The organism is Pseudomonas sp. GNP014 (assembly GCF_054344005.1).
On the sequence record NZ_JBTGUS010000001.1, the window covers coordinates 3,817,653 to 3,838,351 of the forward strand.

A 20,699-nucleotide genomic window follows, 5' to 3' on the forward strand; every position below is an offset into this window, starting at 1 on the left:
CTTTCAAGGAGCCACGGATCATGGACGATCTGGTCAAAGAAGTTATTCCGTTGTTGCAGTACCTCATCCCCGGGTTTGTTTCGACCTGGATTTTTTACACGCTCACCGCATTCAAGCGACCTGACACGTTTGGGCAGATTGTGCAGGCGTTGATTTTTACGTTTGTGATTCATGGGCTGGTGTTGGGGGGCGAGGCAATCTGTTTATGGGTGGGGACGAAGGGGGTTTCTGTAGGAATATGGGATGGCAAAGCGCAGGCAATCTGGGCATTTGTTGTTTCAGTGATGCTCGGGTTTCTATCCTGCAATCTTGCGTCAAATGACAAGCTGCATGTTTGGTTACGATTTCGAAATGTAACCAGAAAAACCTCGTATCCCAGTCAGTGGTACAGCACCTTTGCGCGACATGATCGGCTCATTACGCTGCATTTGAACGACGAACGGCGCCTGTTCGGCTGGCCTTGTGAATGGCCTTCCGAACCTGCGAATGGACAGTTTGTGATGCAGAGTCCGAAATGGTTGGGCGACGATGGCATTGCCCAGCCTTTTGAAGCAGATCTGTTGGTGATAGATTCGTCGAAAGTTCAGTGGGTTGAATTCACCACCATAAAAGAGGGCCAGTCATGACCGCCGAAGCACCGAGACCCATGCCGCCAGAAGTGGCCCGCTACCTTGGTTCGAACGACAGAAACTCGCCACAAACTGCTCGTGGTCCTAGTGCTCCGCCTCCGCCAAAACGGTGATTGCTCACTCGGGTGAGGCGATAATTCATAGCGATCGCACCAGCCAGTCCCGAAACGCCTTCAACGACGGCAACGCCTCATTACGCGGCGGATACACCAGGTAATAGCTGCGCCGACTGGTGATCGGTTCCCCCAGTTGCAGCAGCTCGCCGTTAAGCAATTCATCGTCAACCAGAATCCGCGGCACCAGCCCCACGCCGATATTCGCTCGCACGGCCTGAATCAGGTGCGAGGTCATTTCAAAGCTCGGTCCGATACGCATGCTGCGGTGCGGCAAGCCGTGATGAGTGAACCATTCCGCCCAGGCCTGGGCATTGCTGCTGACGTTGAGCAGCAGTTGTCCGGCAATCTGCTGTTCGGCGTCCTGACGTTCGGCTGCTGTTAATTGCGCGCTGGCGATCACCACCAGTTCTTCGGTGTGCAGGGGCAGGGCGCTCAGCCCCGGCCATTCACCGCCACCGACGCAGATCGCCGCGTCGATCTCGCTGGTATCGAAGTCGATCGCTTCGATGCGCGAATGCAAGTGCACGGTCATCCCGGGGTGTGCGGTGTAGAAGTCCTTGAGCCGTGGCAGCAGCCATTTCGAACCGAAGGTGGGCAGCGTCGCCAGACGCAGGCTGTGAATGCCGGAACCAAACGCCATGGCTTGAAGCGTCGCACTGCGGATCTGCCCGAGCGCTTCGGCCAGCTCGCGCTGATACATGCGGCCGACATCGGTCAGCACCACTTGCCGGCCTTCGCGGCTGAACAGGCGCATGCCGAGCATCTTCTCGAGAATCTGCACCTGACGGCTGACCGCGCTTTGCGTCAGCGACAGTTCATGGGCGGCGCGGGTGTAGCTTTCATGCCGTGCGGCGGCCTCGAAGGCCAGCAACAACGACATGGAAGGCGTGAGTGTTCGCGGATTCATTCGTTTTAGTCATGGATTGTGGGTCGATTTTACGTTTGTCCCGATGGCGCCAAGCAATGAACATGAGCACCATGAGATGGCGGGAGCGTGACGCAATCATTCATTGCGCACAACTGTTCACCGCCACACGGCCCGATTTTGACCGAGATTCCTGACCGATGATTGCCCAGCTGTCGCCCGCCACTGCATTGACCGCCGATTACCAGCAGTTCCTCAACGCCCTGAAAGCCAGCGGCTTTCGCGGTGAAATCAGCGCCGATTACGCCAGCCGCGTGGTGCTCGCCACTGATAACTCGATCTATCAGCGCCTGCCGCAAGCGGCGGTGTTTCCGATGGACGCCGAGGATGTGACGCGGGTCGCGCGACTGATCGCCGAACCGGCTTATCGGAAAGTGGTGATCACCCCGCGTGGCGGCGGCACCGGCACCAACGGTCAGTCACTGACTGACGGCATTGTCGTCGACCTGTCGCGGCATATGAACCGCATTCTGGAAATCAACGTTGAAGAGCGCTGGGTGCGCGTACAGGCCGGGGTGGTCAAGGATCAGCTCAACGCGGCGCTGAAGTCCGCCGGGCTGTTTTTCGCTCCGGAACTGTCGACCTCCAACCGCGCCACCGTCGGCGGCATGATTAACACCGACGCCAGCGGCCAGGGCAGTTGCACTTACGGCAAAACCCGCGACCACGTGCTCGAGCTCGACATGATCCTGCGCGGTGGCGAGCATTTACACGGTCAGCCGCTTGACGAGCGCGAGTTGCTCGCCCAGTGCGCCCGCGAAGATCGCGTCGGTGAAGTCTATCGCTGCGCGCGGCAGATCATTGATGAACAGGGCGCGCTGATCAAGGAACGCTTCCCCGATCTCAATCGCTGCCTCACCGGTTACGACCTGGCGCACCTGCGTGAGGCGGACAACCGCTTCAACCTTAACAGTGTGCTGTGCGGCGCTGAAGGCTCGCTGGGGTTTGTGGTCGAGGCCAGGCTCAATGTGTTGCCGATCCCCAAACACACCATGCTGGTGAACATTCGCTACGCCGGTTTCATGGATGCCCTGCGCGATGCACGGGCACTGATGGCGCTCAAGCCGCTGTCGATCGAAACCGTCGACTCGAAAGTGCTGCTGCTGGCGATGCAGGACATCGTCTGGCACGGCGTCGCCGAATACTTCCCGGAAAGTGCCGCGCGGCCGACGCTGGGGATCAACCTCGTCGAGTTTTGCGGCGATGATGCCGATGAGTTGCAGGGCCGAGTCGAGGCGTTTGTCGCACACTTGGGCAGCGACCGCACCGTCGAACGTCTGGGGCACACGCTGGCCGTCGGTCATGCCGCGGTGAACAAGGTTTACGGCATGCGCAAACGTGCGGTCGGCCTGCTGGGCAACGTGGCCGGTGAGGCACGCCCGCAACCCTTTGTCGAAGACACCGCCGTGCCGCCGCAGCACCTGGCCGAGTACATCGCCGAGCTGCGCGAGCTGCTCGACAGTCACGGTTTGCAGTACGGCATGTTCGGCCATGTCGATGCCGGCGTGCTGCACGTGCGGCCGATCCTCGACATGAAGGATCCGCAGCAAGCGGCGCGGGTGCGCCCGGTGTCCGATGGCGTCGCCGCGCTGACCCAGCGTTATGGCGGCTTGCTTTGGGGCGAGCACGGCAAGGGCCTGCGTTCGGAGTACGCACCGGCGTTTTTCGGTGAACTGTATCCGGCCCTGCAGGCGCTGAAGGCGGCATTCGACCCGTTCAACCAGTTCAACCCGGGCAAGATCGCTACCCCGGCCAACACCGACGCGGCGTTGTTGAAAATCGATGAAGTCACGTTGCGTGGCGAGCTCGATCGGCAGATCGACGAAAAAGTCTGGCAGGACTACGGTGCGGCGATGCACTGCAACGGCAACGGCGCCTGCTACAACTTCGACCCCGACGACGCCATGTGCCCGTCGTGGAAGGCCACTCGTGAACGTGCGCAGTCGCCCAAGGGGCGTGCATCGCTGATTCGCGAATGGCTGCGTTTGCAGGGCGAGGCGGGAGTGGATGTGCTTTGCGATACGATCCGTCGTCCGGCATTTTTCAGCAGTCTGTGGACACGTTGGCGCAACAGCCGCAGCCAGGATGCCGATTTTTCCCATGAGGTGTACGACGCCATGGCCGGTTGCCTGGCGTGCAAGTCCTGCGCGGGCCAGTGCCCGGTGAAGGTCAATGTGCCGGAGTTTCGTTCGCGGTTTCTGGAGCTGTACCACAGCCGTTATCTGCGCCCGGCACGGGACTATCTGATCGCCTCGCTGGAATACAGCATCCCTTACATGGCGCGGATTCCGGCGCTGTACAACGGTGTGATGGGCGCCGCGCTGGTTCGCGGCCTGCTCGAACGCCTGGGGGGAATGGTCGATGTGCCGTTGCTCAGCCGCTTCGATTTCCATGCGGCGATGCGTCGCTGGCAGGTGCAGCCGGCGACGGCGGCGACGTTGTCGGCGCTGACGCCGGCACAACGCGAACGCAGCGTGGTGTTGGTGCAGGATGCCTTCACCCGTTACTTCGAGGCACCGTTGCTGGCGGATCTGGTCGAGCTGATATCACGCCTCGGCTATCAGGTTTACCTGGCGCCGTTCAGCGCCAATGGCAAGCCGCTGCATGTGCAGGGGTTCCTCTCGGCGTTCAATCGGGCCGCGCTGCGCAATGCTCGCCAATTGCGTGAACTGACGGATATCGGCGTGCCGTTGCTGGGCCTCGATCCGGCGATGACCCTGGTCTATCGTCAGGAATACCTCAAGGTGCCGGGCATGAAGCACTGTCCCGAAGTGGCGCTGGTGCAGGAGTGGCTGCTCAAGGTCATGCCGCAGCAAACGCCTCAGGCCAACGCCGGTGCCTTCCGTTTGTTGGCCCATTGCACGGAAAAGACCAATGCGCCGGCGGCGACCCGGCAGTGGGAGCAGGTTTTCGAGCGCGTGGGTTTGAGCCTGGCGACCCAGGCCACCGGTTGCTGCGGCATGTCCGGGACGTACGGACATGAGGCGCGCAACCGGCAAACGTCGGCAGTGATTTATGAACAGTCGTGGGCACGGCAGATCGCTGAGCCGGCGCAAAAGGGCGAAGCGCTGGCCACAGGTTACTCATGCCGCAGCCAGGTCAAGCGCCAGTCGGATCAGGCGCTGCGCCATCCGTTGCAGGTGTTGCTGGAGGTGCTGCGTCGCTGAGCGGCTCGTCGTCCGGGGTGTTGTCCCAGATCAGCCGTGGATCGAAGCTCATTGCCGAGAGCATGGTGAACACCACGACCAGGCCGAAAAACAGGATGCCCGGTCGTGGCTCGATATCACCCAGCGCCTGAAACTTCACCAGCGCCGCGACCAGGGCGACCACCAGCACGTCGAGCATCGACCAATAGCCGATCAGCTCGACGAAACGGAACAGCTTCGAGCGCTCACGGCGCGCCCAGCCACTGTCGCGTTGCACGGTGATCAGCAGCAGCGTCAGGGCGACGAACTTGATCCCCGGCACTGCGATACTGGCGATAAAGATGATCAGGGCGATGTCCCACGCGCCCCCCTCCCAGAACTCCAGCACGCCACTCATGATCGTGCTGTCGGCGCCGTTGCCGAGCATCACTGTGTTCATCACCGGCAGCAGGTTGGCCGGTACGTAAAACGCCAGCGCGGCGAACATGTACGCCCAGGTGCGGTTCAGCGAGTTGCTCTTGCGTCGATGCAGGGGCGCCTGGCAGCGCGGGCATTCGTGCGGCTCGTCGGTCATGTCGCAGGCCAGGCCGCAGCTGTGGCACAGACACAGGTTGAGTTCGCTGGCGGTCGGTGGTCGCTTCACAGGATGTCCCATAGATCACGAATGTCGCGGCCGGCGATGCGGATCATCATCAGGCTCAGCACGGCCAGCGCGAACAGACCGATGCCGGGCAGCACATCGAGCAGCCCGGCCAGTTTGAACACCGCGACCATTGCCCCCAGCAGACACACTTCAAGCATGCTCCACGGGCGCAGCGTTTCCAGCCAGCGCATGCACACCTTGAACCCCGGCGCGCGCCGGGAGGACAGGGCGAAACTCAACACCCAGATCAACAGCACCAGTTGAAACGCCGGGGCAATGATGATCGAAATCGCCGCCACCATCGCCATGAACGTGATCGGCCCCTGACTCAACGCCAGGACCGAGTCCCACAACGTTGCGCTGTTTTTCAGGCCCTTCATGCTGATGCTCATCACCGGATAGAAATTGGCGAACAGCCACAGCATCGACGCGGTGAACGACAGCGCCAGACGCTGTTCGACGGTCAGACCGTTATAGCGCTGCAACACGCCACCGCAGCGCACGCACAGGGTTTTCTGGTGTTTGGCGAGGGCGACTTTCTCGTACACGCAGTCGCAGTGCTCGCAGATGATCAGCTGTTCGGTGTTGACCATGGACAACGGGCCTTCAGGGCAGGAACCCGTTGACTATAGACGCTGATCCCCCGGTCATCGAACGCTTGCCCCATGCCCCTGCAGGAGCGGGGTGTCGCGGACGAAGTCGATAAAGGCCTTGAGCGGCGCCGGTACGTGCCGGCGGCTTGGGTAATACAGGTGCAGCCCCGGGTAATAGGGGCACCAGTCAGCCAGCACTTCAATCAGCCGGCCGGATGCTGTTGCACATCCTCACGTTGATTACTCTGGTCTCGGCGGCGGTGGTGCTGGGGTTGTTGAGCAAGGGGCAGACTGTCACGGAATCCCAGCAGCTCGCGACATGACAGCCAACGCTTGTGGCAGCGGTCGCTCCCGCAAAACCCGTGCAGGCGCAGGCCTGCAGGGAGATGGGTAACGCCTGGGATCAGCGATTATTTGCGATCCAGCCACACGGTTTGCGCGTTGCAGAATTCGCGTACGCCGAAGTGCGACAGTTCGCGGCCGAAACCGCTTTTTTTCACGCCGCCGAAGGTCACGCGCGGGTCGCTGGCGGAGTAGCCGTTGATGAACACGCCGCCGGTCTCCAGCTCGCTGGTCAGTTGCTGGGCCAGTTGTACGTTAGCGGTGTAGATCGTCGCGGTCAGGCCGAACTCGCTGTCGTTGGCCAGGGCCACCGCATGCGCGCAATCGCGGGCGGTGATGATCGACGCCACCGGGCCGAACAGTTCCTGTTTGAACGAGGTCATGCGGTCGGTGACATCGGCCAGCACGGTCGGCTCGTAATAGTTGCCCGGACCTTCGGCCTTGCTGCCGCCGAGCAGGAGGGTGGCGCCTTCTTCGAGGGTGTCGCGCACTTGCTGATCAAGTTCGTCACGCAGGTCGAAACGCGCCATCGGGCCGATGTAGGTGTCGGCGGACAACGGATCGCCGACCTTCAGCTTGCGCGTCGCTTCGACGAATTTGCGGGTGAATTCCTCGACCACACCTTCTTCGATGATCAGGCGCTTGGCCGCAGCGCACACTTGGCCGGAGTTCTGGTAACGACCGATGACGGCTGCTTGAACGGCTTCGTCGAGATCGGCGTCATTGAGCACGATGAACGGGTCGGAACCGCCCAGCTCCAGCACGCATTTCTTCAGCGCGGCACCGGCCTGAGCACCGATGGCCATGCCGGCGCGGACGCTGCCGGTCAGGGTCACGGCGGCGATGCGCGGGTCGGCGATGGCGGTCGAAACGCCTTCCGGGGTGACGTTGAGCACTTCGAATACGCCCTCAGCGAAGCCGGCGTTCTTGAAAGCATCGCGCAGCAGGTAAGCGCTGCCCATCACGTTCGGCGCATGCTTGAGCACGTAGGTGTTGCCGGCGATCAGCGCCGGTACTGCGCCGCGCAGCACTTGCCAGATCGGGAAGTTCCACGGCATCACGGCGAGAATCGGGCCGAGCGGGCGGTACTCGATTCGCGCTTTGCCGCCTTCCACCTGGGTCGGCTCGGCGTCGAGCATGGCCGGGCCGTGTTCGGCGTACCACTCGCAGAGCCTGGCGCATTTTTCGATTTCGCCACGGGCCTGGGCAATGGGCTTGCCCATTTCCAGGGTGATCATGATGGCCATGGCTTCGGCGCTGTCACGCAGGGCGCCGGCCAATGCGCTCAGGGCGCGGGAGCGGTCTTGCAGCGGCTTGCGTTTCCACTTCGAGAAACCGAACGCGGCGCGGGTCAGCGCAGCGTCGAGGGCCTCGGCTGATTCAAAGGCGTAGTGACCGATCTGCTCGCCGGTGGCGGGGTTGATCGAGATGGCGTGGGTCTGGCTGGAAATCTGGCTCATGGCTGGCTCCTGCGAGTTCAGTGGATGGGCCAAGAGTAGGCTGGTGTTTGTTTTCTGGAAACTGAATAATAAAGATCGTTTCTTTCACGATTGGAGAATGACTGTGGATCTGGTGCAGCTGGAAATCTTCAAGGCCGTTGCCGAGCACGGCAGCATCAGCGCCGCCGCGGCGCAGATTCATCGCGTGCCGTCGAACCTGACCACACGAATCAAACAGCTGGAGCAGGATCTGGGCGTCGATCTGTTTATTCGCGAGAAAAGCCGATTGCGCCTGTCACCGGCCGGCTGGAGTTTTCTCGAGTACGCGCGGCGCATACTCGACCTGGTGCAGGAAGCGCGGGCCACCGTTGCGGGTGAAGAACCGCAGGGCGCGTTTCCGCTGGGGTCGCTGGAAAGCACGGCGGCGGTGCGCATCCCGCAGCTGCTGGCAGCGTACAACCAGTTGCATCCCAAGGTTGATCTGGACCTGTCGACCGGCCCGTCCGGGACGATGATTGACGGCGTGCTCTCCGGGCGCCTGGCGGCCGCGTTCGTCGATGGCCCGGTGCTGCACCCGGCGCTGGAAGGCGTGCCGGCGTTCGAGGAAGAAATGGTCGTCATTGCACCGCTCAATCACGCACCGGTGCAGCGTGCGGCAGATGTGAACGGCGAGAATATCTATGCCTTCCGTTCCAACTGCTCTTATCGGCACCACTTCGAAAAATGGTTCAGCACCGACGCTGCCGTGCCAGGCAAGATTTTCGAGATGGAGTCCTACCACGGCATGCTCGCCTGTGTCAGCGCCGGTGCCGGGCTGGCGCTGATGCCACGCAAAATGTTGCAGAGCATGCCCGGCAGCGCCACGGTCAGTGTCTGGCCGCTGGCGGCGGATTTTCGTTACTTGACGACGTGGCTGGTGTGGCGCCGGGGCACGGTGTCGCGTAGCTTGAGCATGTTTGTGCGCTTGCTGGAAGAGCGTGGGGTGGTACGCGCAGAAGGGTAATTGACACTTTGTGTCATGGTGTCACGGCGTGCCGTTTCTGCCGTAGAGACGGAAGCCTTCGCGTTGGCTCAGACGTTCGTAATACGTCCTGACGGCAGGATAGTCCGGGTGTCCGAGTGGCGTTTCAAACCAGCGATTCACCGACAGCCCGATGGGAATATCCGCCAGCGAGAAACGCTCGCCGCTGACATACGCGCCGGTTTTCTCCAGTTGCCGGTTGAGGATGTCCATGTTCTTCGACCACTGTTCGATTCCGCGGGCCAGTGCGGCGCTGTCCTGATAATCCGGCGAGCGGCGCACCAGGGAAGTGAAGGCGTACGACCATGAGCGGTTCAGCTCCGAGGCCTGCCAGTCGATCCACTGATCGACGCGCGCGCGGGCGCGTGGCTCGGTGGGGTAGAGGTCTGCGCCGGGGTAATTGGCCACCAGATAACGAATGATCGTGTTCGATTCCCACAACGTGAAATCACCGTCCTGAATCACCGGCACCATGGCGCATGGATTCAGCGCGAGAAACTCAGGTGTGTGGGTCGCCTGGAATCCCGAACCCCAGTCTTCACGATCGAACGGCAGTTGCAGTTCAGCACAGGTCCACAGCACTTTGCGCACGTTGATTGATGAGGCTTTGCCGAGTATTCGCAGCATTGGCGGTCCTTGTTCCGTCATCGTCGGACTCAAAGAAATACCACAGCGCCATGCAGAAGGCCCGCACGAGGCGGGCCTTTTTTTAGGCTATCGGGACAATCTCACAGACTGCTCGCCAATTTGCCGCTGGTCATGCGCCGACGGTAGGCCGTGTCGCGATTGGCCAGCCAGAAATACAGCGGTGACGTCACCAGCAAGCCCACCAGCCATGACAGGTCTGCTCCGTTGATATGCGCCGACACCGGGCCGACGTACAGCGGCGTGTTCATGAACGGGATCTGCACGGCGATGCCGATCGCGTATGCCAGCAATGCCTGCGGGTTGTAGCGGCCGTAGATGCCGCCATCGACCTGGAAGATCGACTGAATGTCGTACTGGCCTTTGTGGATCGCGTAGAAGTCGATCAGGTTGATCGCCGTCCACGGCACCAACACCACCAGCAACACCAGGACCATGTCGACGAAGTGCCCGATAAAGTCCTTCGACGCGCCGACGGCGGCGAAGCAGCAGGCCAGCAACACGATGATCGAAATCACTGCCCGGCTCTTGGCGGTCGGGATCCAGCGGTAGGCGAAGGTTTGCACCAGGGTAATCAGCGACAGCACCGCGCCATACAGGTTGAGCGCGTTATGGCTGATCACGCTGAGCAGGAACAGCACCAGCATCAGCGGGCCAATCGAGCCGGTGGCGAGTTTGACCGCATCCATGGTGTCCATGCCTACCGGTGTGGCCAGTACGGCAACGGCACCGAAGATGAACGCCAGGCTCGAGCCCAGCGCCGAACCCAGATAGGTCGTCCAGAACGTCGACGAGACTTTCACGTCGGCCGGCAAGTACCGCGAATAGTCGGACACGTACGGCGCAAACGCGATCTGCCACAGCGCCGCCAGCGACACGGTGGCCAGCCAGCCGGAGAGGTTGAAGCTGCCACGGGTCAGGAAGTCATCGGTCTGGATATGGGTGAAGATGTAGCCGAAACCGACGACGATGCCGATCCCCAGCACCCAGGTGCCGATGCGGTTGAGCACGTGAATGAAGCGGTAGCCGATGATGCCGATGATCCCCGAACCGAACGCGCCGATGACGATGCCGACCGGCACCGGCACGCTTTCCACCACACCGTGTAATGACTTGCCGGCCAGCACGATGTTGGAGGCGAAGAAACCGATGTACATCACGCCGGCGATCAACACCACCAGCAAGGCGCCGAGCGAGCCGAACTGCGCGCGACTCTGGATCATCTGTGGAATGCCCATTTGCGGGCCCTGCGCCGAGTGCAGCGCCATCAGCACGCCGCCGACCAGATGGCCGACGAGGATGGCAACGATGCCCCAGACCAGATTCAAGTGAAACAACTGCACGCCCAGCGCCCCGGTGACGATGGGTAACGGCGCGATATTGCCGCCGAACCAGAGCGTGAACAAATCCCTGACCTTTCCGTGGCGATCTTCCGGGGGCACGTATCCTATCGTGTGTTTTTCAATCAGCGGAGCGGAGGTGGATGCAACGGTAGCCATGACGGACTCCAAGGCAAGGATGAGTACGTGGACGTACTTCGGTAAGCGCCGGCACGGGCGGCGCAATTCTTGTTGAAGCGATCATGTGCAAAGCCCCGGAATAGATAAATTAGTAAGTTTGTTGCTACAGACCTTAAAAAAAATATGCTTCGGCTGGTGGGGGCTCCGGTATGGTCAACCCTGTTTTCATATCAGGATTTGCCGGGGCCCGTGGCGAGGGATTCATCCCCGTCGGGCTGCGAAGCGGCCCCTCTTTTGATCTAAAAAAGCAGGGGACTGCTGCGCCTTCAAAGGGGGATGAAGCCCACGCCACAAAAGTACTGCCAGACTTATTTCACCGGAGGTGCTCATGGCTGCCTACAACCTGCGCCAGCTCAAATACTTCGTCACCACCGCCGATTGCGGCAGCGTTGCCGAAGCTTCGCGCAAGCTCTACATCGCGCAACCGTCGGTCTCGACCGCGATCAAACACCTGGAAGAAAGTTTCGGTGTGCAGCTGTTCATCCGCCATCACGCTCAGGGTGTTTCCCTGACGCCCAGCGGCTCACGGTTCTATCGCAAGGCGCTGGAGCTGTTGCGGGTGGCCCATGAGTTCGAGCAGAACGCCCTGGCCGATAACGATGTGGTGGCGGGGCAGATTGATATCGGCTGTTTCGAAACCGTCGCACCGCTCTACCTGCCGCGCCTGATCGCCGGTTTCAAGGCACGCTGGCCGGGAGTGGAAATCCGCATACGCGATGGCGAGCAGCAGGAACTGGTGCAGGCATTGACCGCCGGCAGTATCGACGTGGCGATGATGTTCGAACACGATCTCGACAGCACCATCGACACCACGCCGCTGATGCCGCCGCAACAGCCTTACGCCTTGTTGCCGGCCAGCCATCGCTTTGCGCAACAGGCGAAAGTCTCGTTGCACGATCTGGTGCTGGAACCGATGATTTTGCTCGATGTGGTGCCGAGCCGAACCTACTTCGTGAGCATTTTCGAAGAACGCGGACTGACGCCGAATATCGTCTTCAGCTCACCGTCGATCGAGATGGTGCGCGGCATGGTCGGCAATGGATTCGGCTTCTCGATTCTGGTGACCAAGCCGTTCAGCGACTACACCTATGACGGCCAGCAAGTGGTGTGTGTGCCGCTGGCGGAAACCGTGACCGGCTCGGGGCTGTCGGCCGCGTGGCTGCGGCGGGTGCAACTGACCAAACCGGTGCAGTTGTTTGTCGATCATTGCCGCGAAGAGTTGGCCCGGCTGTACCCGTGAGGGCCGCCGAGCCGGTTTTCAGACGCTGATCGAGGCAAGCATCCGTTGCAGCATGTCATCGCAAGCCTGCAACTGATCGAGGCTGACGAACTCGTCCGGTTTATGGCCCTGATCCATGCTGCCGGGGCCGCAGACCACCGTGGGTATCCCCACCGCATCGAACAAGCCCCCTTCGGTGCCAAACGCCACGGTGCCGAATGCCGCAGAGCCGCAGAATGACGCAATCAACTCGGCTGCCTGGCTCTGCGCAGCGGTGGCCAGGCCCGGATATGCCGACAACTCGCTGAAGCGGATATCACTCTGCGCGCTGACCGCCCGCATGCGCGGCAGCACTTCGCGTTCGGCGTAGGTTTTCAGTGCCGCGGCGACCAAGGCCGGATCCTGTGAGGGCAGGGCGCGGATCTCGAAATCGAAGCGGCAATCGGCGGGCACGATGTTCAGGGCCTTGCCGCCGCTGATCACCCCGGTTTGCACGGTGCTGTAGGGCGGGTCGAAACGCGGGTCGTGATGCGCCGGCGCTTTCAATTGCTGGCCGAGGCGACCCAGTTCGCCGATCAGTTCGGCGGCGTATTCGATGGCGTTGACCCCGAGCGGCGCATAGGCCGAATGGCACGGATGGCCGTGCACCTCGCAACGCATCGCCAGTTTGCCCTTGTGGCCAAGCACCGGTTTCAGTTCGGTGGGTTCGCCGATGATGCACAGCAGCGGTTTGATCGGGCGCTGTTGCAGCACCTTGAGCAGCGAACGCACGCCGAGGCAGCCGACTTCTTCATCGTAGGACAGGGCGATGTGCACCGGCCTGCGCAATGACGCGTTCACCAGCGCCGGCACCAGGGCCAGTACGCAGGCAATGTAGCCCTTCATGTCGGCGGTGCCGCGCCCGAACAGCTTGCCGTCGCGCTCAGTGAGTTCGAACGGTGGCAGTGTCCATGGCTGGCCATCGACCGGCACCACATCGGTATGCCCGGACAGCACGATGCCCGGTTGATCCACCGGGCCGATCGTGGCGAACAGATTGGCCTTGCTGCGTTCGTCGTTGTAGATCAGCGCGCAGGGCACATCGAATCGGGCGAGGTAATCGCGCACGAACTCGATCAGTTGCAAGTTGGATTCACGGCTGGTGGTGTCGAACCCCACCAGCACTTTCAGCAACTCGACGCTGTTCATCGGTCGTCACCGGCAACGCCGTAGCCCGGTGCCTTGGCCGGATCGAGGGCGCGGTCGATGTAGTCCTGCAACTGCGGGCGGTAGGCGTCCCACAGCGTTTGCAACTGACCGATCGGGTTTTGATCGGCCCAGTCGACGCGCAGGTTGACGATCGGCCAGGTCTGTTCGCCGACCACTACCACGGCGGCGGAGTGCACGGGACCGGCTTCGCCACCGAGGGCCTGGGCGGCGTGCAGGGCTCTGAGCAAGCGGTCGGCCAGTTGGCCTTCGCTGTCTTCGAAGGCGCTGACCATCGCTTCGATCACCGAGCGCCCGGCGAGCATGTTGCCGGCGGCCACGCATTGCTCGCCGACCACTGCGTTATGTACACCAAGGGTCTGCGAACCGCTGAAATGCGCGGTCTGGCCGAGGTGGTTGATGGCGGTGATCTGGCGGTACTGGCTGTAGCCGTTGCGCGTGAGCACCTGGTCCAGTGCCGCGTCGGGAGCCAGGCCTTGCTCCATCAGTGCGAGCACCTCCGGACCGAGGGAGGGCAGGGTGATGTTCTGGCTCGACACCGCGCCCACGCCGGGCAACAGCCACGGGCAGCGCGCGCCGACGGCGATGCTGGAGGAACTGATGGCGACGCCGAACTGGCCGGTTTCGGGGCAGCGGGCGGCAATAGAGAAGGTCATTTGCTTGCTCCTTTCCAGGAAGATGTTGTCCTTGAAGGCCTCATCGCGGGCTTGCCAGCGCCCACAGGTACCGGGTCGATCAGGAGGCTTTCAAACAACCCCAAACCCTGTGGGAGCTGGCTTGCCAGCGATAGCCGCGACTCGGTGTGATGCCTTACTCAGGAATCACTGCAACCACATCAATCTCCATCAACCACTGCGGTTGACCCAGCGCCGACACCACCAGCCCGGTGGAAATCGGGAACACACCTTTGAGCCACTTGCCGACCTCCTGATACACCGGCTCGCGATAACGCGGGTCGATCAGGTAGGTGGTGGTCTTGACGATATGGCTCATGTCGCTGCCGGCTTCTTCCAGCAGTTGCTTGACGTTGCACATGGCTTGTTCGGCCTGCGCACGGGGATCACCCAGACCGACCAGGTTGCCATCGAAATCAGTACCGACCTGACCGCGCACATACACGGTGTTGCCGGCACGCACGGCCTGACACAGGTCGTTGTCGAGCGTCTGGTTGGGGTAGGTGTCTTTGGTGTTGAACATGCGAATGCGGGTGTGAGTGGGCTGGCTCATGTAAGGCTCCTGACGAATAAAGGCCCGGCGCACCGGCGCCGGTGGAAAAGGGGAATCAGGCGTCGACGGTGTCGGCGGCTTTGCTGTGTGCGTTCGAATGCAGGGCGGCTTCACGCTGCTCGGCATCGCGATAGTCCAGGTACTTGCGCTGGGTGGCGATGTGATCGGCGACGTGTTTGGCGTCGTGCCACACGCCCCAGATGAACGAGGAACCGCGCCGTGACTGCCACGGCAGACCAAGGAAATACACCCCCGGCTCGCTGGACACACCGCGCTGATGCACGGGCTTGCCTTTGTCATCGAACGCCGCGACTTGCAGCCATGAATAATCCACGGCGAACCCGGTGGCCCAGATGATCGACGTGACCCCGGCCTTGACCAGGTCCAGATCGGCCAGTGGGTGTTTCACGCACTCGGGGTCCGCAAAGGTTTCCCGCGCCTCGGGTTCTTCCGGCAGGTCCAGGCCATTGCGCTCGATGTAGGCGTCGGCCGCGTCGAGCAGCGCCAGATAGTTTTCGTCGCCGCGCTTGAGGTTGTCGATCAGGTCCTGCTTGAAGCTCACCACGCCGTTGTTGAACGACTCGGTGACGCCGACCAGCGTCATGCCGCGATGGGCCAGGCCACGGAAGTCGATGGTGCGCCCGCCATGAGCACCACTGACCGCGATGGTCACGTGCTCGCGCCCCGGTTTCATTGCCGCCTGATCCCACTCGCCGAGCACGCCCAGCCACCAGCAAAAATCACGGTTGCGGTAGGCGCGAGGCGGGCGGTCGTGGGCGCCGACCGAGAGGTACACCTGCTTGCCGGCGCGTTGCAGTTCATCGGCGATCTGCACGCCCGACGAACCGGCGCCGACCACCAGCACGGCGCCTGCCGGCAATTGCTCTGGATTGCGGTAATCCGCAGAGTGAATCTGCAGCAGACGCGCGTCTTTGGGCGCAATCGCCGGGATCACTGGCGTCTGAAACGGGCCGGTTGCGGCGACAACACGGCTGGCTTCGATGACGCCTTCAGAGGTCTGGACGGTGAAACCCGGACGACCGACATTGCGCACCACGCTTTTTACCTCCACACCGGTGCGGATCGGCGCGTTGAATTTCTTCGCGTAGGCTTCGAAGTAATCGGCCACACGCTCTTTGGGGGCGAAACCGTCGGGATCGACGTCATCGAATTCCAGCCCCGGGAAGCGGTCGTGCCACGCCGGACCGTTGGCCACCAGCGAATCCCAACGCCCGGTGCGCCAGCGTTCGGCAATGCGATTGCGCTCCAGCACCAGGTGCGGCACACCGAGTTTGCTCAGGTGCTCGCTCATGGCTACGCCCGCCTGGCCGGCACCCACGATCAGCGTGTCTGTTTTTATTATTTCAGTGGTCATCTCTACATCCTTCCTAGCAAGGCAGTGGGATTCGGGCGCTGTTGGCTTGTCCGTTTTGCTTGCGGTCAGACTAGGGAGGAGGGGGGGATCGGTAAAATATTATTAAGCTGGGATGTGAAGATAAAATTCTGATGCAGAGGCCCAGAGTCCGCGTATATCAAGGGCTGCACGGCTGCCCGGCCAGGCTCAGAACGACAGCCGGGGCCCCAGATAGGCATTGGCGCTTTCGATGTCGTCGTCGCCCAGTGCGCCGACGTCGGCCGCCAGCCGCAGCCTCGCCAGCAGGTAGCGGAGTTTGGCTTCGAACAGGTCGCGGCGCGCGTTGAAGATCTGTTCCTGGGCGTTGAGGATGTCGATATTGGTGCTGCTGCCTGCCAGAAAGCCTTTTCTGGACGACAACAGCGAGCGCTCGCTGGAACTGACGGCTTTTTCCAGCGCATGAATGCGCGCTTCACCACTTTGTACGGCGCGAAACTCGCGAGTGGTCCCCGAGATGATTTCTTCGCGAGTGGCATTCAGATCTTCTTCAGCCTGGTCCCGGGTGGCCACGCTTTGCCGGGCGCGGGCACTCACGTAGCCACCGCTGTACAGCGGAATGTTCAGCTCCACTCCCGCCGAGGTGTAACGGTTGCGTTGATTCTGCGTCGACAGGGTCTCGCTGTCGGCGGCGGTGTAGCCCAACACCAGATCAAGCGTCGGCCAGTGGCCTGCCTTGGCTTTGGCCACTTCTTCATCGGCGGTGTTGACATTCAAGCGACGGGCGCGGACCGACGGATTATCGGCGCCCGCGCGGATGATCCATTCCTGCAGGTTATCGGGTCGCAACGGCGGGGTAGGGAAGGCTTCCTGCAACGTCGCAATCTGCTCGGGTGCTTCACCGACGTACTCTTGCAACTGGCGTCTGGCGACAACAAGGCTGTCTTGTGCCTCGATCAGTTCAGCCTGAGCGAGATCGCGTCTCGCCACGGCTTCGTCGACATCGGTGACGGTGCCGTCGCCCAGCTCCCGACGGCGCTGAGTTGAGGCCACCTGTTCATTCAGTGCGTTGAGTTTGGCCGTTGAAAGCTTGACCGTTTCATGGGCCAGCAGCACGTCGAAGTAACGCCCGGCCAGGCGCACCGCCGAGTCCTGGGCCTTGCCGTCGTACACCGCGTTACCGTACTCGGCCTGATACTGGCCTTGCCGATACTCGGCCATTTTCTGCTTGTTGAATAATGGCTGGCGCAGTTGCAGGGTGGCACCGCGCGAGGCGTAGTTCAGGTCGTTGGTGTGATTGTTACCGTAGAAGTCCGGCTGTTGCTGCGTGCCGTTGATGTGGTTGTCGAACGCGGTGATCCCGATTTTCGGCAGCAGGCCGGATTTGCCGATGGCGCGGTTTTCCAGAGCGGCATCACGCTCGTGCCCGGCTGACAGCAAGGAGGGACCCTGAAATTGCATCAGGTTCCACGACTCGCGCAGGTCCAGTGCTGCGGCCGATTGTGCCAGCCCCAACAGCGTGGCAACCCCGATCACCCGTCGCAGGCCATGCACTTCATTGCTCCTTGAACGCGCTGTTGACGCGGTCAAGCAGAGGTTTCAACAGGTAGCTGAGCAGGTTGCGCTCCCCGGTCTTGATGGTGACCGAGGCGGGCATGCCGGCACGTATGTGATTGTCGCCGAGCATGGCCATGCCGGCCCGGGTCACTTCGATCTGGGCCAGGTAATAGGGCTGCTTGTTGTCCTCACTCATCAGTCGGTCGGCAGAGATGGTCAGCACCTTGCCGGGAATGTTGGGCGTCTGTACATGGTTGAACGCGGGGAACGAAATCATTACCGGCAGCCCGGGGTTCATACGGTCGATGGCCTGCACCGGAATCATCGCGTCGATTTGCAAAGGCTCATGGGCGGGGACGATTTCCATGATCTTGAAACCGGGGGCGATGACCCCGCCGACCGTCGACACGCTCAAGCCCTGCACCATGCCGTCGATGGGCGAGCGGATTACCGTGTGCCGCACCTGATAGTCCAGCGCCTGCAAGCGATCGGTGAGGGCGCTGTTTTCCTTTTGTACATCGGCCAGCAGCGACTGCACTTCCTTGCGGTAGTCGTATTCGCGCTGGATGATGCGCAACTTGATGTCGGCCGCCTGCCCCCGGGCGCGGGCGATGTTGTTCAGGTTATCGGCCTGAGAGGCATTCAGGTCGGAACCGGTGCGCTCCAGTTCCAGCATGCGGTTGCGCGGCACGTAGCCTTCGGCGGCGAGTTGGCGCACGCCGGTCAGTTCCTGATTGAGGAAGCCAATCTGTGATGAGCGGGCGTTGTAGACGCGCTGCAGCCCCTTGATTTGCGCGTCCGCCGAGTTGAGCGATTCGCGCAGGATGTCGAGCTCGCCGGCCAGACTGGCGCGGCGCGTTTCGAACAGATGACGCTGCAGGCGGATCGCCTCGCTCAGGTGCTCATTGTCGGCATAGCGCTGCAGCATGAGCGGGTCGAAGACCACCTCCGATAAACCGTCGCGCTCGGCTTGCAGACGATTTTCCATGGTTTTCGTGGCGATGAATTGGGCGTTGACCACCCCTTGCTCGGAGAGCGCCTGAGTGGCATCGAGCCTGACCAGTTCCTGATCCTTTCTGACGTTGTCGCCTTCACGCACCAGAATCGCGTCGATGGTGCCGCCGGTCTGGTGTTGAATGGCCTTGCGGTTACTGGTGACCTTGACCGTGGCGGTGGCAACGATCCCCGCGTCCAGCGGCGCGAGCCATGACCAGAGTAAAAAACTGCCGAAGCCGACGATCACCAACAGCACACCCCAACGCGCCGGGCGTCGGTCGTCGACGTCGATCTCGGCCACTGCACGCAGCAGTTCCTGGCCATGCGGGTCAACACTCAAGGCCCCCATTTACTCTCTCCCGCGCACGGCTGACAGGGTGGGTGAGCCCACGGTCGGTAGCACGCTGGTTTGACGCAACGCCGCGAACACCTCTTCCCGTGGGCCGAACAACTGGGTGCTGCCTTCGCGCAGCATCAGGACTTTATCGACAGTGCCGAGGATGCTCGGCCGATGGCTGATCAACACCGTGGTGCAGCGCCGCTGCTTCAGATCCTCCAGCACTTCGATCAGTGCTTTCTCGCCGGCGTCGTCGAGGTTGGCGTTGGGTTCGTCGAGCACAATCAGCGAAGGTTCGCCATACAGCGCGCGAGCCAGGCCGATGCGTTGGCGCTGGCCACCGGACAACGGGTTGCCATCGACGTCCAGCGTGGTGTCGTAACCTCGGGCAAAGCGCAGGATCATGTCGTGTACGCCGGCGCGCCTGGCGGCGATGATCACCGCTTCACTGTCGACATTGCCGAAGCGCGCGATGTTGTCGGCGATGGTCCCTTCGAACAATTCCACGTCCTGCGGCAGATAGCCGATCCACGGGCCCAGTTCCTGTTTGTTCCACAGGTAGACGTCGGCACCGTCGAGTCGCACCTTGCCGCTGAGTGCGGGCCAGATGCCCACCAGCAAACGCGCCAGTGTCGATTTTCCCGACGCAGAAGGACCGATGATGCCCAGTGATTCCCCGGGTGACAGGTTGAAGTTGGGCCCGTGAAGGATGGCTTGCGTCATGCCCGGTGCACCGGCGTGCAGGTGTTCCACCGAGATCATGCCCAACGGTTTTTGCAGTTTCATCGCATCGGCGCGGGCCGGGAAATCCTGCAGCAGGTCGCGCAGGCGCGACCACGCACGGCGACTGGTCAGCAGTTGTTTCCAGGCTCCTATCAATTGCTCCACGGGTGCCAGTGCCCGGCCACTGAGGATCGAACAGGCGATCATCATGCCCGGGGTGATCGAGCCCTCGATGGCCAGCAACGCACCGGTGCCGAGGATCAGTGATTGCAGGGTGATACGCACGAAACGCCCGAGGCCGCTGATGTAGGCCGCTCGATCCGAGGCCATAGTCTGCATCTGCAGAATCCGCAGGTGGCTGCCGAACCAGCGCCCGGTGATCGCCGGCAGCATGCCCATCGCTTCAATGACTTCGGCGTTGCGCAGATTGTTGTTGGCGAATGTGCCTGAAACCTGGGCGGCCATGTTGGCTTCGGCCAGGGGCTTTTTCGTGGCGATTTCGGTGAGCCAGGTCAGTGCCACCAGAATCAGCGAGCCGCACAAGGTGACGATACCCAGCAACGGATGAATCAGATAGGCGACGAACAGGTAGATTGGCGTCCACGGCGCATCGAAAAAGGCGAACAGCCCGTTGCCGGTCAGAAACTGGCGCACCTGGGCAAGGTCTTGCAGCGCCTGGGCGGGGTTGCCGCCGGCATGTTGCAGGTTGCGCTCGAACGCGGCGGTGAACACTCGACGGTTGAGGGCCATGTCGAGCCGGTTGCCGACCCGGATCATCACACGGGTGCGCACGACTTCGAGCATTGCCAGCAGGGTGTAGAGGCCGATCATCAGCAAGGTCAGCATCATCAGGGTGGTGAGGTTGCTGCTGACCAGCGCCCGGTCGTACACCTGCAACATGTAGATGGCAGGAGAGAGCATCAGCACGTTGATCACGCCACTGAATCCGGCCAGCGAATAAAGCGTGTGGCGCAGCCGAAAAAACACGTCGGCAAACTCGGATCGCGGGTGTTTTTTCGTGTTCATCGCAAGGTTCCAGTGCCGTGGCCTGATGTACCTCAGCG

General features: G+C 61.8%; 17 protein-coding genes. 4 read left to right on the top strand and 13 right to left on the bottom strand.

What is annotated here, in order from left to right; all coding sequences use genetic code 11:
- Positions 1-20: 20 nt before the first annotated feature.
- A complete protein-coding gene (locus ACXX9E_RS17230; RefSeq protein WP_336348071.1) occupies positions 21-626 on the top strand; it encodes a DUF6338 family protein in 606 nt (201 codons plus the stop codon).
- Positions 627-767: 141 nt separating this feature from the next.
- On the opposite strand, the gene ACXX9E_RS17235 is transcribed toward ACXX9E_RS17230, so the two are convergent.
- Positions 768-1,652: a LysR substrate-binding domain-containing protein gene (locus ACXX9E_RS17235; protein ID WP_123467875.1), complete on the bottom strand. Its 885-nt coding sequence runs from the start codon at positions 1,650-1,652 to the stop codon at positions 768-770.
- A 158-nt stretch (positions 1,653-1,810) separates the two neighbouring features.
- Here ACXX9E_RS17235 and ydiJ point away from each other — a divergent pair, with 158 nt between their 5' ends.
- Positions 1,811-4,837, top strand: a complete 3,027-nt coding sequence (gene ydiJ / locus ACXX9E_RS17240) for a D-2-hydroxyglutarate dehydrogenase YdiJ (RefSeq protein ID WP_458555781.1) — start codon at positions 1,811-1,813, stop codon at positions 4,835-4,837.
- Here ydiJ and ACXX9E_RS17245 read toward each other — a convergent pair.
- The 3 genes from ACXX9E_RS17245 to ACXX9E_RS17255 all read right to left on the bottom strand — a co-directional run bounded on the left by ACXX9E_RS17245 (position 4,770) and on the right by ACXX9E_RS17255 (position 7,854).
- Entirely contained in the window at positions 4,770-5,459 is a 690-nt protein-coding gene (locus ACXX9E_RS17245; protein ID WP_458555782.1) for a paraquat-inducible protein A, read from the bottom strand. The two genes, ydiJ and ACXX9E_RS17245, sit on opposite strands and share 68 nt — an antisense overlap.
- Positions 5,456-6,052: a paraquat-inducible protein A gene (locus tag ACXX9E_RS17250; RefSeq protein ID WP_123467881.1), complete on the bottom strand. Its 597-nt coding sequence runs from the start codon at positions 6,050-6,052 to the stop codon at positions 5,456-5,458. The genes ACXX9E_RS17245 and ACXX9E_RS17250 overlap by 4 nt, the downstream gene beginning before the upstream one ends.
- 410 nt (positions 6,053-6,462) lie before the next feature.
- The gene (locus tag ACXX9E_RS17255) at positions 6,463-7,854 is read right to left on the bottom strand and encodes an aldehyde dehydrogenase family protein (RefSeq protein WP_458555783.1); all 1,392 of its coding nucleotides are present in this window, start codon (positions 7,852-7,854) and stop codon (positions 6,463-6,465) included.
- Positions 7,855-7,957: 103 nt separating this feature from the next.
- Between ACXX9E_RS17255 and ptrR the strand changes: the two genes are divergently transcribed.
- On the top strand, positions 7,958-8,836 hold the full coding sequence (gene ptrR, locus ACXX9E_RS17260; protein WP_128614320.1) for a putrescine utilization regulator PtrR: 879 nt from the start codon (positions 7,958-7,960) through the stop codon (positions 8,834-8,836).
- 21 nt (positions 8,837-8,857) lie between these two features.
- Here ptrR and ACXX9E_RS17265 read toward each other — a convergent pair whose 3' ends face one another.
- Both ACXX9E_RS17265 and ACXX9E_RS17270 read right to left on the bottom strand, forming a co-directional pair.
- Positions 8,858-9,481 (bottom strand): glutathione S-transferase family protein, encoded by a 624-nt coding sequence (locus ACXX9E_RS17265; RefSeq protein ID WP_186747191.1) that lies wholly within the window; start codon positions 9,479-9,481, stop codon positions 8,858-8,860.
- Between the two features lie 101 nt (positions 9,482-9,582).
- The gene (locus ACXX9E_RS17270) at positions 9,583-10,998 is read right to left on the bottom strand and encodes a purine-cytosine permease family protein (protein WP_458555784.1); all 1,416 of its coding nucleotides are present in this window, start codon (positions 10,996-10,998) and stop codon (positions 9,583-9,585) included.
- Between the two features lie 349 nt (positions 10,999-11,347).
- On the opposite strand from ACXX9E_RS17270, the gene ACXX9E_RS17275 reads away from it, so the two are divergent.
- On the top strand, positions 11,348-12,259 hold the full coding sequence (locus ACXX9E_RS17275) for a LysR family transcriptional regulator (protein WP_222833126.1): 912 nt from the start codon (positions 11,348-11,350) through the stop codon (positions 12,257-12,259).
- Positions 12,260-12,277: 18 nt separating this feature from the next.
- Here ACXX9E_RS17275 and argE read toward each other — a convergent pair whose 3' ends face one another.
- The 7 genes from argE to ACXX9E_RS17310 all read right to left on the bottom strand — a co-directional run bounded on the left by argE (position 12,278) and on the right by ACXX9E_RS17310 (position 20,661).
- Positions 12,278-13,426, bottom strand: a complete 1,149-nt coding sequence (gene argE / locus ACXX9E_RS17280; protein WP_123467898.1) for an acetylornithine deacetylase — start codon at positions 13,424-13,426, stop codon at positions 12,278-12,280.
- A complete protein-coding gene (locus ACXX9E_RS17285) occupies positions 13,423-14,100 on the bottom strand; it encodes a DUF1028 domain-containing protein (protein WP_458555785.1) in 678 nt (225 codons plus the stop codon). Before ACXX9E_RS17285 ends, argE begins: the two co-directional genes overlap by 4 nt.
- Positions 14,101-14,254: 154 nt before the next feature.
- Entirely contained in the window at positions 14,255-14,671 is a 417-nt protein-coding gene (locus tag ACXX9E_RS17290) for a RidA family protein (protein WP_458555786.1), read from the bottom strand.
- A gap of 55 nt (positions 14,672-14,726) precedes the next feature.
- Positions 14,727-16,046: a flavin-containing monooxygenase gene (locus ACXX9E_RS17295; RefSeq protein WP_186747185.1), complete on the bottom strand. Its 1,320-nt coding sequence runs from the start codon at positions 16,044-16,046 to the stop codon at positions 14,727-14,729.
- A gap of 186 nt (positions 16,047-16,232) precedes the next feature.
- Positions 16,233-17,567, bottom strand: a complete 1,335-nt coding sequence (locus ACXX9E_RS17300) for a TolC family outer membrane protein (RefSeq protein WP_458556590.1) — start codon at positions 17,565-17,567, stop codon at positions 16,233-16,235.
- A 10-nt stretch (positions 17,568-17,577) separates the two neighbouring features.
- Positions 17,578-18,924 carry an HlyD family type I secretion periplasmic adaptor subunit gene (locus ACXX9E_RS17305; RefSeq protein WP_128615415.1) on the bottom strand — a complete coding sequence of 449 codons (1,347 nt, stop codon included), beginning with the start codon at positions 18,922-18,924 and terminating at the stop codon, positions 17,578-17,580.
- The gene (locus ACXX9E_RS17310) at positions 18,925-20,661 is read right to left on the bottom strand and encodes a type I secretion system permease/ATPase (protein WP_458555787.1); all 1,737 of its coding nucleotides are present in this window, start codon (positions 20,659-20,661) and stop codon (positions 18,925-18,927) included.
- Positions 20,662-20,699: the final 38 nt, after the last annotated feature.

Bases quoted from the DNA above. Each gene is read 5' to 3' on its own strand.
- ACXX9E_RS17230 (WP_336348071.1), top strand. From the start codon at position 21: ATGGACGATCTGGTCAAAGAAGTTATTCCGTTGTTGCAGTACCTCATC.
- ACXX9E_RS17235 (WP_123467875.1), bottom strand. From the start codon at position 1,652: ATGAATCCGCGAACACTCACGCCTTCCATGTCGTTGTTGCTGGCCTTC.
- ydiJ (WP_458555781.1), top strand. From the start codon at position 1,811: ATGATTGCCCAGCTGTCGCCCGCCACTGCATTGACCGCCGATTACCAG.
- ACXX9E_RS17250 (WP_123467881.1), bottom strand. From the start codon at position 6,052: ATGGTCAACACCGAACAGCTGATCATCTGCGAGCACTGCGACTGCGTG.
- ACXX9E_RS17255 (WP_458555783.1), bottom strand. From the start codon at position 7,854: ATGAGCCAGATTTCCAGCCAGACCCACGCCATCTCGATCAACCCCGCC.
- ACXX9E_RS17265 (WP_186747191.1), bottom strand. From the start codon at position 9,481: ATGCTGCGAATACTCGGCAAAGCCTCATCAATCAACGTGCGCAAAGTG.
- ACXX9E_RS17270 (WP_458555784.1), bottom strand. From the start codon at position 10,998: ATGGCTACCGTTGCATCCACCTCCGCTCCGCTGATTGAAAAACACACG.
- ACXX9E_RS17275 (WP_222833126.1), top strand. From the start codon at position 11,348: ATGGCTGCCTACAACCTGCGCCAGCTCAAATACTTCGTCACCACCGCC.
- argE (WP_123467898.1), bottom strand. From the start codon at position 13,426: ATGAACAGCGTCGAGTTGCTGAAAGTGCTGGTGGGGTTCGACACCACC.
- ACXX9E_RS17285 (WP_458555785.1), bottom strand. From the start codon at position 14,100: ATGACCTTCTCTATTGCCGCCCGCTGCCCCGAAACCGGCCAGTTCGGC.
- ACXX9E_RS17290 (WP_458555786.1), bottom strand. From the start codon at position 14,671: ATGAGCCAGCCCACTCACACCCGCATTCGCATGTTCAACACCAAAGAC.
- ACXX9E_RS17295 (WP_186747185.1), bottom strand. From the start codon at position 16,046: ATGACCACTGAAATAATAAAAACAGACACGCTGATCGTGGGTGCCGGC.
- ACXX9E_RS17305 (WP_128615415.1), bottom strand. From the start codon at position 18,924: ATGGGGGCCTTGAGTGTTGACCCGCATGGCCAGGAACTGCTGCGTGCA.
- ACXX9E_RS17310 (WP_458555787.1), bottom strand. From the start codon at position 20,661: ATGAACACGAAAAAACACCCGCGATCCGAGTTTGCCGACGTGTTTTTT.